We start from the raw sequence: 16097 nt of genomic DNA, 5'->3' as shown, positions 1-16097 counted from the left end.
GCGCAGTGTGACGGGATGGTCCACCAAGATCGTCGCCATGACTGACGCCCTGGGCAATCTGGTCCGCTTTACGCTTATCCCCGGCCAGCATTACGACACAGTCGGGGTCGCGCCTCTTCTCGAACCCGCGGATTTCAAGGGACTTCTTGCCGACAAGGCGTTCGATGTGCACTGGATCGTGGACACTATACGCGCGCAAGGGGCCTGCGTGGTCATTCCCCAGCGCAAAAACCGCCTCGACAGACGCCAGTTCGATGGAGCCATGTTCAAGGCGCGCCACCTCATCGAGAACTTTTTCTGCAAGCTCAAGGAGTTCAAGCGCATCGCCATGAGGAGCGACAAGACCGACAGATCATTCGCAGCGATGATTTATCTCACCGCCGCAATCATCAATTCGCGTTAATTCCCAACAGGCCCTGTAAAGGCAAGGTCAAGATTGTGAAAAGCCATTACTATTTTCAGGCCATCGCCCCGGTTGCTGTTCTTCTGGCGCTGGCGGGCTGCAATCGCAAGGCGGCGCCCCCGGCGATGCCGCCACAGCAGGTCAGTGTGGTGACACTCAGGGCGCAGCCCGTTGAAATCCACACCAGCCTGCCCGGCCGCACGGAAGCCTTTGAAATAGCACAGGTCCGTCCACAGGTCAGCGGCGTGATCGAACAGCGGCTGTTTACCGAAGGCACCGATGTCAAGTCGGGGCAGCAACTGTACCAGATCTATGCGGCCCCGTACCAGGCGGCCTATGATTCGGCAAAGGGCCAGCTTGTCCGCGCGCAGGCGGCCGAAATGACGGCCCGTGCGAAACTGACCCGCTATGGCCAGTTGGTGCGCGCCCATGCCGTCAGCCAGCAGGATTATGATGACGCCCTGGCTGCGGAGAAGGAAGCGCAGGGCGAAATCCTGACTGCGCAGGGACAGGTGGAACGTGCCGCCGTGGACCTTGGCTACACCAAGATGAACGCCCCCATCAGCGGGCGGATCGGGCGTTCGATCCTGACGGTCGGCGCGCTGGCGATCGCGAACCAGAGCAACAATGTCGCGATCGTCACGCGCCTTGACCCGATCTATGTTGACGTGAACCTGCCTGCCACCGAACTGCTGCGGTTCCGCCGTGAACTGGCGCAGGGCCGCCTGCAGCGCGAAGGGGACAATGCGGCAAGCATCTCCCTGCAACTGGAGGACGGCACGACATACGAACATGCCGGCCGCATGGAATTTTCCGAAGTCAACGTCGATGAAGCGACCGCCACCGTCGTGGTGCGCGCGATCATGCCCAACCCGGACAAGCTGCTGCTGCCGGGAATGTACGTGCATGCGCAACTGACCGAAGGGACGGACCCGCAGGCGCTGCTGGTGCCGCAGGAAGCCGTCAGCCGCAATTCCCATGGCGACCCGCAGGCCTGGGTCGTGGACCAGGATAACAAGGTGAACCTGCGCCAGATCCAGACCTCGCAGGCCATCGGCACCAACTGGCTGGTGACAGACGGCCTCAAGAGCGGGGAGCGGGTCGTGACCGTGGGCGTGCAGAAAATCCATCCGGGTGCGACCGTCACCCCCGTCGAGGCCCAGCCTGCGGGCAAGGCAGGGTAAGAACATGTCCCTTTCGCGTTTCTTCATCGATCGCCCGGTCTTCGCCTGGGTGATCGGCATCATCATCATGCTGGTGGGCGGGCTGTCGATCTTCTCCCTGCCGATCGCACAGTATCCCTCCATCGCGCCGCCACAGATCGCCATCAGCGTGACCTATCCCGGAGCGTCCGCCGATACGGTCAACAACACGGTCGTGCGCCCCATCCTGCAGCAGATGTTCGGGCTGGACCATCTGGAATACATCTCCGCGCAGTCCTATGCGTCGGGGCAGATGGAAATCGACCTGACCTTCGCACAGGGGACGAACCCCGACATCGCGCAGGTGCAGGTGCAGAACAAGCTGCAGCTTGCGCAGCCACGGCTGCCGACCGAAGTCACCGCACAGGGGCTGAGCATCACCAAGGCCGTCAAGAACTTCATGATGGTGATCGCGTTCATCTCCACCGACAACAGCATGAGCGGCGCGGACATCGCCGATTATGTCGCATCGAACATTTCCGATCCCCTCAGCCGCGTGACCGGCGTGGGCGACCATACGCTGTTCGGCTCCGAATACGCGATGCGCATATGGCTCGACCCGTCCAAGCTGTACAAATACGCCCTGACGGTGGGCGACGTGCAGGCCGCAATCCAGTCGCAGAACATCCAGGTTTCCTCCGGTGAACTTGGCGGACTTCCGGCAAAGGCGGGGGCACGGCTGGATGCGACCATCATCGGTCCCACGCGCCTGACCTCGACCGAGGAATTCGAGAAGATCCTGCTCAAGGTCCAGCAGGACGGGTCACAGGTGCGCATCCGCGATGTCGCGCGTGTGGAACTGGGGCCGCAGACCTATAATACCAATTCCTTCTACAACAACATGCCCGCCTCGGGCATGGCGCTGAAACTCGCCCCCGGGGCCAACCAGCTCACGACCGAAACGGCGGTGCGTGCGCAGATTTCGGAACTGGAGAAGTTCTTTCCGCCCGGCCTGAAGACGGTCTATCCGCTCGATACGGAACCGTTCATCGTGCTGTCGATCAAGGAAGTCGTCATCACCCTGATGGAGGCGATCGCCCTTGTGTTCGTGGTGATGCTGATCTTCCTGCAGAATTTCCGCGCCACCCTGATCCCCACCATCGCGGTCCCGATCGTGCTTCTGGGGACGTTCGGCATCCTTGCGGCGCTGGGATTTTCGATCAACACGCTGACCATGCTGGCCATGGTGCTGGCGGTGGGCCTGCTGGTGGATGACGCGATCGTCGTGGTCGAGAATGTCGAACGCGTCATGACGGAAAAGAACCTCTCCCCTGTGGAGGCATCGCGCCAGTCGATGGACGAAATCTCCGGCGCGCTGGTGGGCATCGTGCTGGTGCTGACGGCGGTGTTCCTGCCGATGGCGGCCTTCAGCGGCTCGACCGGGGTGATCTACCGCCAGTTTTCCATCACCATCGTCGCGGCGATGTGGCTGTCGGTGCTGGTGGCCATGGTCATCACGCCGGCGCTGTGCGCAACGATGCTCAAGCCCGGCACGCATGAAAAGACCAAGGGGCTGGCAGGCTTGTTCAACCGCCATTTCACGCGCATGACCAATGGTTACATGAATGGCGTGACCCGCATCATCGGGCATGCCGGGGCCGGGATGCTGGCCTTTGCGGTGGTGACGGCGGGTGTTGCCTTCCTGTTCATGCGGCTTCCCGCGGGCTTCCTGCCGGACGAGGACCAGGGCCTGATCTTCGGCCAGATCACGATGCCCCCCGGCACGCCGATGGAACAGACCGCCATAGTCAACCGCAAGGTCGCGGACTATATCCTCAAGACCGAAGGGAAGAATGTCGAATCCGTCTATTCCATGAACGGCTTCAACTTCGCCGGGCAGGGACAGACGGCGGGTGCGTTCTTCATCCGCCTGAAGGACTGGGACGAACGTCCGGCGGCATCGCAGACCTCCGCCGCGATCGCGATGCGCATCATGATGCATTTCTGGACCGATCCAGTGGCGCAGATCTTCGCCATCAATCCGCCTGCGGTGCTGGAACTGGGCAACGCCAGCGGCTTCGACCTCGAACTGGAGGACAGGGGCCATCTTGGTCATGACAAGCTGCTGGCCGCACGCAACATGGTGCTGGGACTGGCCAGCAAGGATCCCCGCCTTGTCGCGGTACGCCCGAACGGGATGGAGGACGCCCCGCAGTACCATCTGGACATCGACCGTGAGAAGGCAAACGCGCTTGGCCTGACCATTGCCGATATCAACACCACGGTCGAAGGCGCGCTGGGTTCGATCTATGTCAACCAGTTCCTGCGCGATGACCGTGTGAAGCAGGTCTATATCCAGGGCGAACCCGACGCCCGCATGATCCCCGATGACCTGAACAAATGGTATATCCGCAATATCACCGGCTCCCTCGTGCCGTTCAATTCCTTTGTGTCCGGCACATGGATCATGGGGCCGCAGAAGGTGGAGGATTATAACGGCCTCAACTCCTTTGAAATCCTGGGGCAGCCTGCGGCCGGCTATAGCTCGGGCGATTCAATCGCGGCCATGAAAGACATCCTGGCCAAGCTGCCATCAGGTATCGGATATGAATGGACCGGCCTGTCCTTTGAACAGATGGCATCGGGTTCGTCCACCGGGCCACTTTACGCACTGGCCGTTATCGTCATCCTGCTGTGCCTTGCCGCGCTTTATGAAAGCTGGGCCATCCCGTTCGCCGTGCTGCTGGTGATTCCGCTTGGCGTGCTGGGCGCGATTGCCGCGACCCTGTCGCGCGGGCTTGCCAACGATGTGTATTTCCAGGTGGGGCTGCTGACCACCGTGGGGCTGGCGGTCAAGAACGCCATCCTGATCGTGGAATTCGCCAAGGCCTTCTTCGAACAGGGCAGGTCACTCGAAGAGTCGGTGATGGAGGCGGGACGCGAACGCCTGCGTCCCATCCTGATGACCTCGATCGCCTTCGTGGTCGGCGTCTTCCCGCTGGCGATTGCGACCGGCGCGGGGTCGGCCGCACGTGTGGCCATTGGCACCGCCGTTGTCGGCGGCATGCTGACGGCGACATTGCTGGCAGTCTATTTCGTGCCGCTGTTCTTTGTCGTGGTCCTGCGCCTGTTCAAGGTGCGCCGCATGAGCGAACGCGCGCAACAACCCACCACACCAGCCCCTGAAATCCCGGGGGGAGACCACTGATGAAACGCTCTTCCCTCCATGGTCTGGCCCTCGGCACCGCGGCAGCGCTGCTGGCGGGCTGCACCATGATCCCACATTACAAGCGCCCGGCTGCCCCGGTGTCCCAGAACTGGCCGACCTATGGCGGGGACAGCCAGGCGGTGGGGGAGAACACGCTGGCAGCCAACCTTGGCTGGTCGGAGTTCTTTACGGATGCACGGCTGAAGGCATTGATCGCCATTGCCATCCGTGACAACCGCGACCTGCGTGAAGCGGCCGCCAATATCCGCCGCGCGCAGGGACAGTTCGACATCCAGCATGCCGGCCTGTTCCCGCAGATTGGCGGCAATGGCGGGGCCATGTTCCAGGGCCCGTCCAGCGCCGCTGGCCTGAGCTTTGCGCCGGGTCTCGATGCGCAGGCCAATCCGCCCCTGTTCAAATACTTCAATATGGGCATTGGCTTTTCGTCGTACGAAATCGACCTGTTCGGACGCATCCGCAGCCTGTCGCGTGAAGCCGCGGAACATGCGCTGATGCAGCGTGAAAATGCCCGCGCCATGCTGATCAGCGTGATTTCGCAGGTTGCCAACGCCTATATCTCATGGCTCGGGGATGAACAGGCGCTGCACCTGTCCGAGGCGACACAGGCATCGCAGCAGGCGACGCTCGACATGACCCGCGCCAAGTTCGAACATGGCGAGGCGGATCAGCTTACCCTGCGGCAGGCTGAAACACAGGTGGAACAGAGTGCTGCGTTCGCCGCGGATTCCCGGCGTCATGTGGAGCAGGACAAAAACCTCATCACGCTGCTGATCGGTGCGCCGATCCCCGACAACCTGCCGCCTGCAAGCCCCTTCGGGCAGCAGACCGTCCTGCGTGACCTGCCGCCCGGCCTGCCGTCCGATGTGCTGGAACACCGCCCGGACATCATTTCGGCGGAACATGACCTGAAGGCTGCAAATGCCGATATCGGCGCGGCCAAGGCAGCGTTCTATCCCCGCATCACCCTGACCGCGTCCGACGGGATCAGCAGCCTGCAGCCGCATCGACTGTTCACGTCGGCTGCGACCACATGGGGCGTTTCCCCGCAGTTGCAGGTACCACTGCTGAGCTGGGGGCAGAACAGCGGCAACCTGAAGGCGTCGCGCGCCATGCGTAACGTCAAGGTTGCGGCCTATGAAAAAACGGTCCAGACCGCTTTCCGCGAAGTCGCTGACGCCCTGGCGGCGCGCGCGGCGTACCATGATGAAGGCGAACAGGTGGACAAGCTGGTCACATCTTCGGCCGATGCCTATCGCCTGGCCAAAATGCGGTATGAGGCCGGAACGGATTCCTACCTGACCTCCCTGGAATCCCAGCGCTCACTCTATCAGGCGCAACAGTGGCAGATCTTCGTGCTGGTCTCGAAATACCAGAACCTTGTCACGCTTTATCGCGCGCTTGGTGGCGGATGGACCGAAAAAACGGTCCAGAACACGGCCCCTGCCACCAAGAATCCGGGCAAGCAAGGATAAGCCGTGCCAGAAAGGCCGGTAACATTTAAAAGTTTTTGGTGAAGCTTTTTTCAAAAAGCTTCGAAGAACACTGTCTTTTAAAAAAAGGCGGCACCCGAAAACTTTTAACTTTTCATGAAATATTTTCCCAAAACCACCCATAGGTCCCGGCATGCATGCAGTCGTGCAAGCCGGGACCATGCGGCTACCTGCCGCTGGACAGGTGATCTTTCAGATACTGCATGCGGGCGATCGCCACATGCGAACGCAGCGTTGGATCAGACAGCATGTGCGTTCCCGGCAGCAGCATGAGGTCATACGGCCGCCCTGCCGTCACCAAAGCCCGTGTCAGTTTCAGGGTATTGATGAAATAGACATTGTCGTCGGTCACCCCGTGGATCAGCAGTAGCGGACGCGACAGGCCGGACGCATAGGTCAGCACGTTACTGGTGCGGTAGCCCGAGACATCCTGATCGGGAAGACCAAGGTAGCGTTCGGTATAGGCGGTATCATAATCGGAAAAATCGACCGGCGGAGCACCCGCCACACCCGCACGGAACAGTTCGGGATGCCGCATGACCGCCATGGCCGTGAAATAGCCGCCAAACGACCATCCATAAACACCGACGCGCTTCATATCCATTTCCGGAAATGCCTTGCCCAGTGCCGTCACACCGGCAACCTGATCCTCAAGCGGCGCGTCAATAAGGTCATCATGTATGGCGCGTTCCCAGTCGCGGCTACGGCCGGGCGTCCCGCGTCCGTCAAGGCTGACCACAATGAAACCCTGATTGGCCAGGCACTGGTTTTCCGCATGCATGTGCGGTGCGCGCAGCACCTCCTTGTATCCCGGCCCGGCATAGACCGACAGGATGACCGGCAGGCGCTGTCCACGGTGGAAATTGACGGGCCGGACGACCATTGCGTCATACCCTTGTGCCCCAATCGTCAGGAACTGCATGTTGAACGGCGGCAGTGCACGCGCCACATCAGGCAGGCTGCCCGTGACCTGCCCGTCACGTCCACGCAGCAGGACGCGCAGGCTGCCGTCCGCGGCGTTGAAACGGTCGATGAACTGGTCATGGCGGCCGGGCGTGACGTTCACCTGATGCAGTCCCGCCGCCGTCGCCAGGGGGGTGACGACCCCAGTGCGCAGATCGGCACGATATACCGCCGTTCCCATCCGGTCCGGTGTCGCGGTGAAGGTGATCGTGTTTCCTGCAAAATCGACATCGTCAAGCGAGGCAAAGGGCAGGGTCGGGGGAGTTACGACATGGTCCAGCGTCCCATCCGCGTGCCGCATCTCCAGTTGCCACTGGCCACTGCGCTCCGACGCCCACAGGAAATGCTGCCCATCCTTCATCCAGTAGGGCAGGGCAAGGCCCGTCGTCCGTGCCGTGGGGGCAATATTGACCCATGCGGCATCATGTTCGGACAACAGTTCCTTCGTCCGGCCCGTATGGGGATTGACGTCCAGGACATGTTCCTCGTCCTGTGCACGGTCCATCACCACCAGCGACAGGCGCCCGGTCTCCTTTGACCAGACCACGCGCACGACATACGGGTAACGCGTGCTGTCCCAGCGTATCCACCGTGTCCCGCCGCCACTGCGCCTTATGATGCCCAGACGCACCCTGGCATTGGGTGTGCCTGCCTTGGGATAGCGGAATGCGACAGGAGGCGTCGATGGATTTTCCGGGTCGGCGATATAGTGTTTTTCCACCCCGGACAGGTCCGCTTCCTCATAGACAAGGAAACGACTGTCGGGCGACCACCACATGCCCTCATGCCGGTCGAGTTCCTCGGCCGCCGCGAATTCCGCCACGCCATGGGTCAGGTCCGCCGTGCCGCCATGGGTCAGGCGATGCGCCTTTCCCGTCGCCAGTGTGATGATGTGGATGTCATTGCCCTTGACGGCCGCGACATGACGCCCGTCGGGGGACAGGCTCGGCGCACCCCAGTCATCCCCCGGCAATGCCGTCGCCGCATGATCGGACAGGCTGATCCGCAGTAGGTGCCCGGCCTGACTGGCGATGGCGGTCGTGCCGGCATCGGCCATCTCGAATGCGGTCACGCCGGTCATCGTCAGGCGTGCACGCTCCCGCCGGGCCTTTTCCTCCACCGACAGGTGTTCATTCGCGCTGGCGACATGCGTCAGCGCCGTGTCCTGGCCTGTGGCAATATCATGATACCACAACTGCAGGGCCGTATCCTGCGCGCCGCTGCGCAGGAACATGACCCCACGGCCATCGGGGGTGATCGCGGCATTGCGCGCAATCCCCAGCGTATAGGTCTGCGTCGCCGCGCTGTCGGCAAAACATTGCGACGTGTCGGCCCGCGCAACGCCCTGCCATGCCCCAAGCAGCAGGACACCCCCCATCAGCAGCCGTCTGGTTGTAACCTTCATGGCGTAACCACGCGGGGCTTGAGGATATCGGCCAGCATGTCGGGCGTATTGGCGATACGTTCCAGTCGCGGATATCGCAGCCCGCCATGATAGTGAATGGAGACCATCCTGTAATGATCCCCCGCACGCACCAGCAGACGGATCGGGGCGGCGCCATTCGCGCTGGCCGCCGTGATCGCATCGGACAGGGTATCGGCATCGAAGGCGAGATCGTTGACCGCAACGACCTCTTCATCCATCGTCAGGCCGGCCTGCCATGCGGGGCTGTTCCATTCGACATTCAGCAGCTTGCCCTTCTGGTTCAGGGAAAACCCGAGGGAGAAGCTGTAGTCATGCATCTTCAGTATCGTCTCCCGCGCGGACTGGTATGCCGTAGGCTCCGTCGTGTAGGTCAGGCGATAGCCACCACGCGCCAGCCCCTCCAGCGGGGCATGACGGGTCACGACATCCACGCGATCATGCAGGAATTTGGCCCAGTCATAGGGCTGGACCGCATTCAGGGCGGCAATCATGTCCTCGCGGCGGTAGGTGTGGGTCACGACGCTGCCATCATCAACGCCAAAGAACCGCCTTGCTACGTCATCCAGCGAATGCTGGCCGTGCGACAGGTCACGCAGCAGCGTATCGACCTCCAGCCACAGCAGTTGCCCTTCGGAATAGTAATCCTCGCTACGCTGCCAACTGCGCCATGACAGGGGCGTGCGTCGTGCGATGACCGGATCGTTGGTCGTGTCCACCAGCGGCCGCCACAACCGGCCTGCGCGCCCGTCATAGGTCGCGGCCACCAGCGCGATCGCATCAAGCACCTGCGGCGGCGTCATCAGGCCACTGCGCGCGGCAAGGACATAGCCCCAGTACTGCGTCTGCCCTTCATAGATCCACAGCAGGGCCCCACGATGGGGCGTATTGAAATCCGCGGCCCACAGGTCTTCGGGCCGGCGGAATTTGCCATTCCACGAATGGGTGTATTCATGCGCCAGCAGATCGCGGAAGGGAAAGGTCTTGTCCCATTTCGTAAAGTATCCACGCGGCCCGCTATTCTCGCTGGACTGGTGATGCTCCAGGCCGATACGGCCCAGTTCTTCCGTCAGGGCCAGCAGGAAGTCATAATGTTCGTAATGATGGGACCCAAAGACCGCATTGGCCTGTACGACAAGGTTGCGATGCGCCTGCACCTGCGCATCCGTAGCAGCGAGTTCCTCCGGCCGGTCGGCCACGACATCAAGGGAGACCGGCGCGCCATGCGGTGGGGTCAGGTCAAAACGCCGGAAATAATGTCCGGCAAAGACAGGGGAGTCCACAAGCCGGTCAAAGGACGTGTCCTGGAACGTGACGCTGTCGCCCGGTGTGGCCCCCGCACGCGGGCGCAGCGCGGTTCCGTACTGCCACCCGTGCGGCAGCACCAGCGTTGGCGAGACGGTAATGCCCCGGGTGAAATACCCTGCCGGATAGAGCGCGACGGCGTTCCATTGCACGTTGAGCATGTCCGGCGTCATCACCACACGCCCCACCTCGGGGGAGACCGGCGTCAGGATCTGGAAATCCAGCGTGACCGTTGTCGCACCGGCAGGAACGGGGATGTGAAAGGCGCTGATATCGACGGTATCACGCACCCACGCCACGGTCTGCGCGCCCGCATGCACCGACAGGCCAGCAAATTCGGTAATCGAGCCAGTCGGGGAGTGGTGGCCCGGAATCCACATCGGATACCTGACGATGAAATCCCCGCCATGGGCCGACAGTTCGGGCGCGACGGGAACCGTTTCATGCACGGTGTAGATATGGCGCGCGATGTCCGTCCCATCGACCTTCAGCGCAATGGTGCCCGGCATGCGCACATCCCGGGCGGACGGGATCGGGGCCGGCATGGGAAGCTGTTGTGGCGCGGCGACCTCGGCCGCGCGGGCATCCGCATGCATCGCAACAAGAACGGCAAGTCCTGACAGGCCCGCAAACAGGATAGAACGCAAAACGCATACTCCACAGATATTGTACCGGTCGTTTCTTTCCCTGCCCGACATGCAGGACCATGCCGGGCAGGGGAGGCGGGTATTTCCGGATTTTTGGAATTACCAGATTTTTACACGGGATTCCGGCTTGATATACAGCGACTGCCCCGGCTGCACGTTCCATGCCTTGTACCATGCATCGATATTGTGCATCGGCATGTTCACGCGCGCGCGCGGCGGGGAGTGCGGGTCGGTAATCACGCGCTGGCGGATCGTGTCATCACGCAGTTTTTCGCGCCAGACCTGCGCCCAGCCCAGAAAGACCCGCTGGTCCCCGGTCATGCCGTCGATCACCGGGGCTTCCTTCCCCTTGAGAGAGGCATGATAGGCATCAAGCGCCAGCGTCAGGCCGCCAAGGTCCGCGATGTTTTCCCCCATCGTCAGCTTGCCGTTCAGATGCACGCCGGGCAGGACCTCGAACGCGTCATACTGCGCGCCAAACCGGGCCGAAAGCTGGTTGAAACGTTCCTCGTCCTTTTTCGTCCACCAGTCGCGCAACTGTCCCTTTTCATCGAATTTACGGCCTTCGTCATCAAAGGAGTGGGTCATTTCATGACCGATCACCCCACCGATCGCCCCGTAATTGATGGCCATGTCGGCCGAGGGGTTGAAGAATGGCGGCTGGAGGATGGCGGCAGGGAAGACGACCTCGTTAAAGACGGGATTGTTGTACGCATTGACCGTCTGCGGCGTCATGTCCCATTCGTCACGATCCACCGGCTTGCCAAGGTGCGCCAGCCAGTAGGACCATTCAAACCCGACGCCGCGCGCCGAATTGCCATACGCATCGCCCCTGTGGACAACCAGTCCCGTATAATCACGCCACTTGTTGGGATAGCCGATCTGGATCGCGGAACTGTCCAGCTTGCGGATCGCGGCCTTGCGCGTGGCCTTGCCCATCCATTCATTATGCTTCAGGCGGATACGGAACGCCGCCTTCAGTTCCTGCGTCAGGCCGACCATCTTGTCGTGATAGGGAGCAGGGAAGTACCGGCTGACATAGACCTTTCCCAGCGCCATGCCCATGGCTTCGCTCGTCGCATGTCCCGCCCGTTTCCAACGCGCGGTCAACTGCGGCTGTCCCGACAGGATCTTCCCATGGAAATTGAACGATGCGTTGACAAAGGCGCGCGGCAGGACCTGCGCCGCATTGTCCGCCAGGTGGAAGGCCAGCCACGCCCGGAGCGTCGTCATGTCCGTGCGGGCAAGGATCTGCGCCTCGGTCGTGATGGCGGAGGGTTCGCCAACGATGATGTTCCCTGAATGAATGACATCATCGGGAATGCCCGCCGCCTTCAGATAGGACAGCCAGTCAAAGCCCGGCGCCTTTTCCTGCAGCGTGGCCAGCGACATCGGGTTATAGATCCGGTCCGGGTCACGCATGTCCTGCCGCGCCCAGTGCGCCTGCGCAAGGGAGGTTTCCAGCGCCACGATCGCACTGGCCCCGCCGCGCGCGTCCGGCCAGCGGATCAGGCCCAGCATCTGCGCGACATAGGCCTGATAGGCGCTTTTCTTCGCCTGCATCTCGGGCTTGAGGTAATAGTCACGGTCCGGCATGCCCAGACCCGCCTGATCCAGCGTCAGGGTGTATTTCGTGGGCGTGCGGGCATCAGGCTGGATGCTCAGGGCGAAGGGCGTGAACTGGAAACCAACCTGCGCGGTCCCCGACAGGCTGGCGAAATCGGTAGTGGTCCGGATCGCGCGGATCTGCGCAAGGCCGTCGGACAGGGGACGGATGCCATGGGCCTCGATGGTCTTTTCATCAAGGAACGTGGCATAGAATGTGCCAAGCTTCTGTTCAATCGTCTGGGGATCTTCCACCGGATGGGTGGACAGTTCTTCCAGGATGCTCCGCACACGTGTCCGCGACAGTTCGGCCAGCGCGTTGAACGGGCCATACGAGGTCATGTCGGGGGGGATGACGATATCACGCACCGCCGTGCCATCGGCATACTCGAAAAAGTCGTTCCCCGGCGCGACCGAGGTATCACGCCCGGCAAGATCAAAGCCCCAGCGCCCGAAATCCCCGCCCCCGGCATTGGCCGCCCCCTGCGTGACCGGGGCGGCAAGCGATACACCCGCACCACAGGTCGCCAGCAGCGTGGCCCCCATAAGTCCGGCGCGCATCGCACGTCCTGTCATACCTGCCATTATGTATTCCCTGTTTCGAGAGCATGAGTAAGCCATTCCATTTTGACGTCAAAATGGAATACCGACAATACATTCACACGTATAAGAAACATGAAGTTCACATCGGAAAACACAGATGTGAAAAGGCGATACGAAAGACTGGCGCCACGTTCCCACCGATTGCGGCGAAAGGGAAGGGGGCGGACATGCATTATTTCAGCATTTCAACATGAAAAAGGCGCGACCCGTTGCCGGATCGCGCCCTGAAACCGGCACAGCAGATCAGAACTGTGCGGAAACCGAACCGAAGAACATGCGCGGTGCGGCCACGAACAGGTTGGCGTTATCATCGCCACTCACGCTCGCAGCGCCATAGACACCACCGATATAGTTCTTGTTGAACAGGTTGGTGATACCGAAGGTCGTCTTGATGTTCTGTGCGAAACCGACCTTGCCGAAGTTGTAGCTGCCATTCAGGTTCGACGTCCAGTAAGACGGAATGTACTGGTCGTTCGTATAGGTCATGGCGCGACGGCTTGTATAGGTCGCGTTGAAGTTGAACATCGCCCGATGCCACGTATAGGTCAGGTTCGCCTTATACATGAACTTCGGATAATAGACCTGATGCTTGCCCTTCAGGCTGATGGTATCGCCACCATCGGGAATGCTGCCTTCGTAAACCGCGTTGTTCCAGCTAAAGCTGTTGGAAATCTCCAGCCCATGGACCGGACGGATCGCCGCCATCACATCCGCGCCGTTCATCGTTTCGCGGCCCACGTTCGCCACGGCGCCATACGTGTTGCCGGTCGATCCGGACGTCACTGTCGCCAGACGGTTGTAGTAATCGGTGTGATAGAAATCAGCACTCGCCGTCAGCATCTTGGAGTTGTAGCGATAGCCCACGACATAGTTCCAGGTGCGTTCCGGACGCAGCGTGTTCTTGTTCGCGTTGAATACGGACTGTGCCGAGTTGGTTGCACTGCCGAGGCCACCCCACACGGTGCCGGAACTGCTCTGCTGCCCATAGTCATAGGCGCGCATGTTCTCGGCGATGTCGAAATACACTTCATGATGACGTTCGAAGTGATAATCGAAGTTGAAGTGCGGCAGGAAGGCGTTGGCCGCCGTCATGCTGCCATCGGCAGGATGGCTGTAATAGGTGTTCCAGTTGGAATACTTGGCGGTATTATCCATCTTCGTGCCGCCATGCGTGTCCTGCAGCAGCGACTTGAAACCCGCACTGACCGTCATGCCCGGAATGATGTGATAGGTGTCCTGCAGGTAGAACTGGAACGTATTGGTATTGAAGGAATCCGAATACCACGTCGCCGCCTGCGACGCCTTGAAGTCGCTCTTGGAGTTGTGGGCCGCATCCACGCCATCCTCATACATGCGCATGGGATAGTTGAAGGCGTCGTTTTCATACCAGATACCGGTCTGGATGTCGTTGCCGTGGGTATGGATCGTGAAGTTCTGGGTAAAGCCGATACGCTGGACATCGGGATGCCCCGTTTCCAGCGCCATGGGCACGCCGGAGTTCGGCGAGACGAGGAACGGGTTGGAGCCACTGTAATCGCCACTGGACACATGCGCATAGGCAATGGTCTTGGACGTCACGTTCGGGAACAACTGGAACTCACCCGTCACGGCGGACAGGTAGTTACGCTGCGTCTTCGTGCCGTCATAGGCGTAATCGCCAATTTCGTCGTTCGACAGGATGCCCTGCAGGCTGGAGGGGACACCGCCATTCTGCGCGTAAGTGGCATATTCCTTCGAAAGGGCATAGTTGGGCTTCAGATAGGTCGCATCGCGCCCCATCTTCTCCCACATATTTTTTGTCAGCCCCATGTAGTTGTACTGCGCGAAGTTCGAATAATCGAAAATCGCCGTGATCTTGCCGCGATCACCGACCGGCTGGACCAGCTTGAAGTTCGCCTGCTGTTCCTGCTGGTCGCCAAAGCCCTTCCACAGGTCCTGGTCCGTACGGGCATACGCCGCATAAAACCGGGTGCCGGTCGAATTCAGGACGCCACTGTCCACGCGCCCGAACGTACGAAAGGCGTTATAGCTGCCAAAGGTCTGCCCGACGCGCCCACCGGCCTTCATCGACGGATCCGACGTCGTATAGGTCAGCGCACCACCAAGGGTCTGTGCCGAAGGGGTATCCAACGCACCGGCCCCCTGCGACACGGTCATGCCTGCGACGTCTTCCTGGATTTCCATCTGATCGACGCTCAGGCCGTTCCAGTTATGGAACCCCTGGCCACCCATCGGGATACCGTCGAGCGTTTCACCAAGCTGCATCTGGTTGAAGCCGCGCACATACAGGGTGTTCGCCACCGTATCGAGGCCAAATGCGTCATCCGATGCGAAGTTGACGCCCGGCGTGGTCAGCGCAAGGATCTGGTTGGGGCTTGTGCCCTCAACGAAATGGTCCATCTGCTGACGTGTCACGGCCTGCACGGCACCATGCGAACGCACGCGTGAGACACTGACCTTCAGGGTTTCAGGCGCTGAATGCGGTGTCGCAGTGCTATGCGCGCGGGCAGGGTGTGCGGCCGCCGCCTGCGAGCCATTTGCCCGATGAAGACGATGGGTAGATGCAGTGGTCGTGGATGCGGCAGTGCCTGTCTGCGTCGCGGCCATGGCAACAGAGCCGACCGACAGCAGCCACACAAATGCCGATCCCGCCAACAGGGGCTGACGGGCCAGACGATTTTTTTCCCGCCTCGCTATATTAGGCATAGAGGACTTTTTCCAATCACAGCCATGACGCGGTGCCATATCGGATCACTCCGTATCCTGCACCGTCATATTGTTGATGCTCACGCCGCGGCATGAAGGAAAAAGTACGGACCATTTCGCGCATCGTTTCCCCCCATACAATCGGACATGCCGACCGCCACAACCTGATTTCCTGATGAAAATCATTACAGTGTCAGAAGAGGAAAGATTCAACGCCGAAAAAAAGGCAGCACAACGCGGTGCCTGCCCCTGTGACGAAAGAGCAACACACGCTGTTGATGGCGTAAATTATTTCAGAATGTGAAGAAGCCCCCGCACATTCAGTCGGTTTTTGCTAACATTCCATATCTGTCCATTTTTTCTTTCGTATTATATTCCTTAAATGGAGCAAAAAGAAAGATAAATTCATTCCGTTAGCCAAAACTTTTTGGAATGAAATCGTATCGTTTTGAAATAACAATCGATTTCCACATACCGAATGATCCCGTGCCATAAAAAATTCATGGAAATCGTATCTTTTTCCGGCATGTGTGTCGCGAAAGACCTAGACAAATCCCGGAAAATAATAACCGGAAATCATG

General features: G+C 60.4%; 9 protein-coding genes. 5 read left to right on the top strand and 4 right to left on the bottom strand.

The features are described 5' to 3' along the window. The 4 genes from CFR72_RS03595 to CFR72_RS03580 all read left to right on the top strand — a co-directional run. On the top strand, positions 1 to 403 hold a 403-nt coding region (locus tag CFR72_RS03595; protein ID WP_146220644.1), incomplete at its 5' end, for a transposase. 35 nt (positions 404 to 438) lie between these two features. Further along, positions 439 to 1587 carry an efflux RND transporter periplasmic adaptor subunit gene (locus CFR72_RS03590; protein WP_244182157.1) on the top strand — a complete coding sequence of 383 codons (1149 nt, stop codon included), beginning with the start codon at positions 439 to 441 and terminating at the stop codon, positions 1585 to 1587. A 4-nt stretch (positions 1588 to 1591) separates the two neighbouring features. After that, positions 1592 to 4753 (top strand): efflux RND transporter permease subunit, encoded by a 3162-nt coding sequence (locus CFR72_RS03585; protein WP_110912669.1) that lies wholly within the window; start codon positions 1592 to 1594, stop codon positions 4751 to 4753. Further along, positions 4753 to 6246, top strand: a complete 1494-nt coding sequence (locus tag CFR72_RS03580; protein ID WP_110912668.1) for an efflux transporter outer membrane subunit — start codon at positions 4753 to 4755, stop codon at positions 6244 to 6246. Before CFR72_RS03585 ends, CFR72_RS03580 begins: the two co-directional genes overlap by 1 nt. A gap of 184 nt (positions 6247 to 6430) precedes the next feature. Here the strand turns inward: CFR72_RS03580 and CFR72_RS03575 are convergent, their stop codons facing one another. The 4 genes from CFR72_RS03575 to CFR72_RS03560 all read right to left on the bottom strand — a co-directional run bounded on the left by CFR72_RS03575 (position 6431) and on the right by CFR72_RS03560 (position 15516). Beyond that, on the bottom strand, positions 6431 to 8632 hold the full coding sequence (locus CFR72_RS03575) for a S9 family peptidase (protein ID WP_110912667.1): 2202 nt from the start codon (positions 8630 to 8632) through the stop codon (positions 6431 to 6433). After that, positions 8629 to 10551, bottom strand: a complete 1923-nt coding sequence (locus CFR72_RS03570; RefSeq protein ID WP_110912666.1) for a M61 family metallopeptidase — start codon at positions 10549 to 10551, stop codon at positions 8629 to 8631. Before CFR72_RS03570 ends, CFR72_RS03575 begins: the two co-directional genes overlap by 4 nt. A gap of 150 nt (positions 10552 to 10701) precedes the next feature. Then, positions 10702 to 12792 (bottom strand): M13 family metallopeptidase, encoded by a 2091-nt coding sequence (locus CFR72_RS03565; protein WP_233043151.1) that lies wholly within the window; start codon positions 12790 to 12792, stop codon positions 10702 to 10704. 261 nt (positions 12793 to 13053) lie between these two features. Beyond that, the gene (locus tag CFR72_RS03560) at positions 13054 to 15516 is read right to left on the bottom strand and encodes a TonB-dependent receptor family protein (RefSeq protein ID WP_167400288.1); all 2463 of its coding nucleotides are present in this window, start codon (positions 15514 to 15516) and stop codon (positions 13054 to 13056) included. A 175-nt stretch (positions 15517 to 15691) separates the two neighbouring features. Here CFR72_RS03560 and CFR72_RS18250 point away from each other — a divergent pair, with 175 nt between their 5' ends. Continuing rightward, a complete protein-coding gene (locus CFR72_RS18250) occupies positions 15692 to 15820 on the top strand; it encodes a hypothetical protein (protein ID WP_279629151.1) in 129 nt (42 codons plus the stop codon). The last annotated feature ends 277 nt before the right edge of the window (positions 15821 to 16097 follow it).

Source organism: Gluconacetobacter entanii (assembly GCF_003206495.1).
GTDB classification, from domain to species: Bacteria; Pseudomonadota; Alphaproteobacteria; order Acetobacterales; family Acetobacteraceae; genus Novacetimonas; species Novacetimonas entanii.
This window is presented reverse-complemented; position numbering and strand designations above follow the sequence as displayed.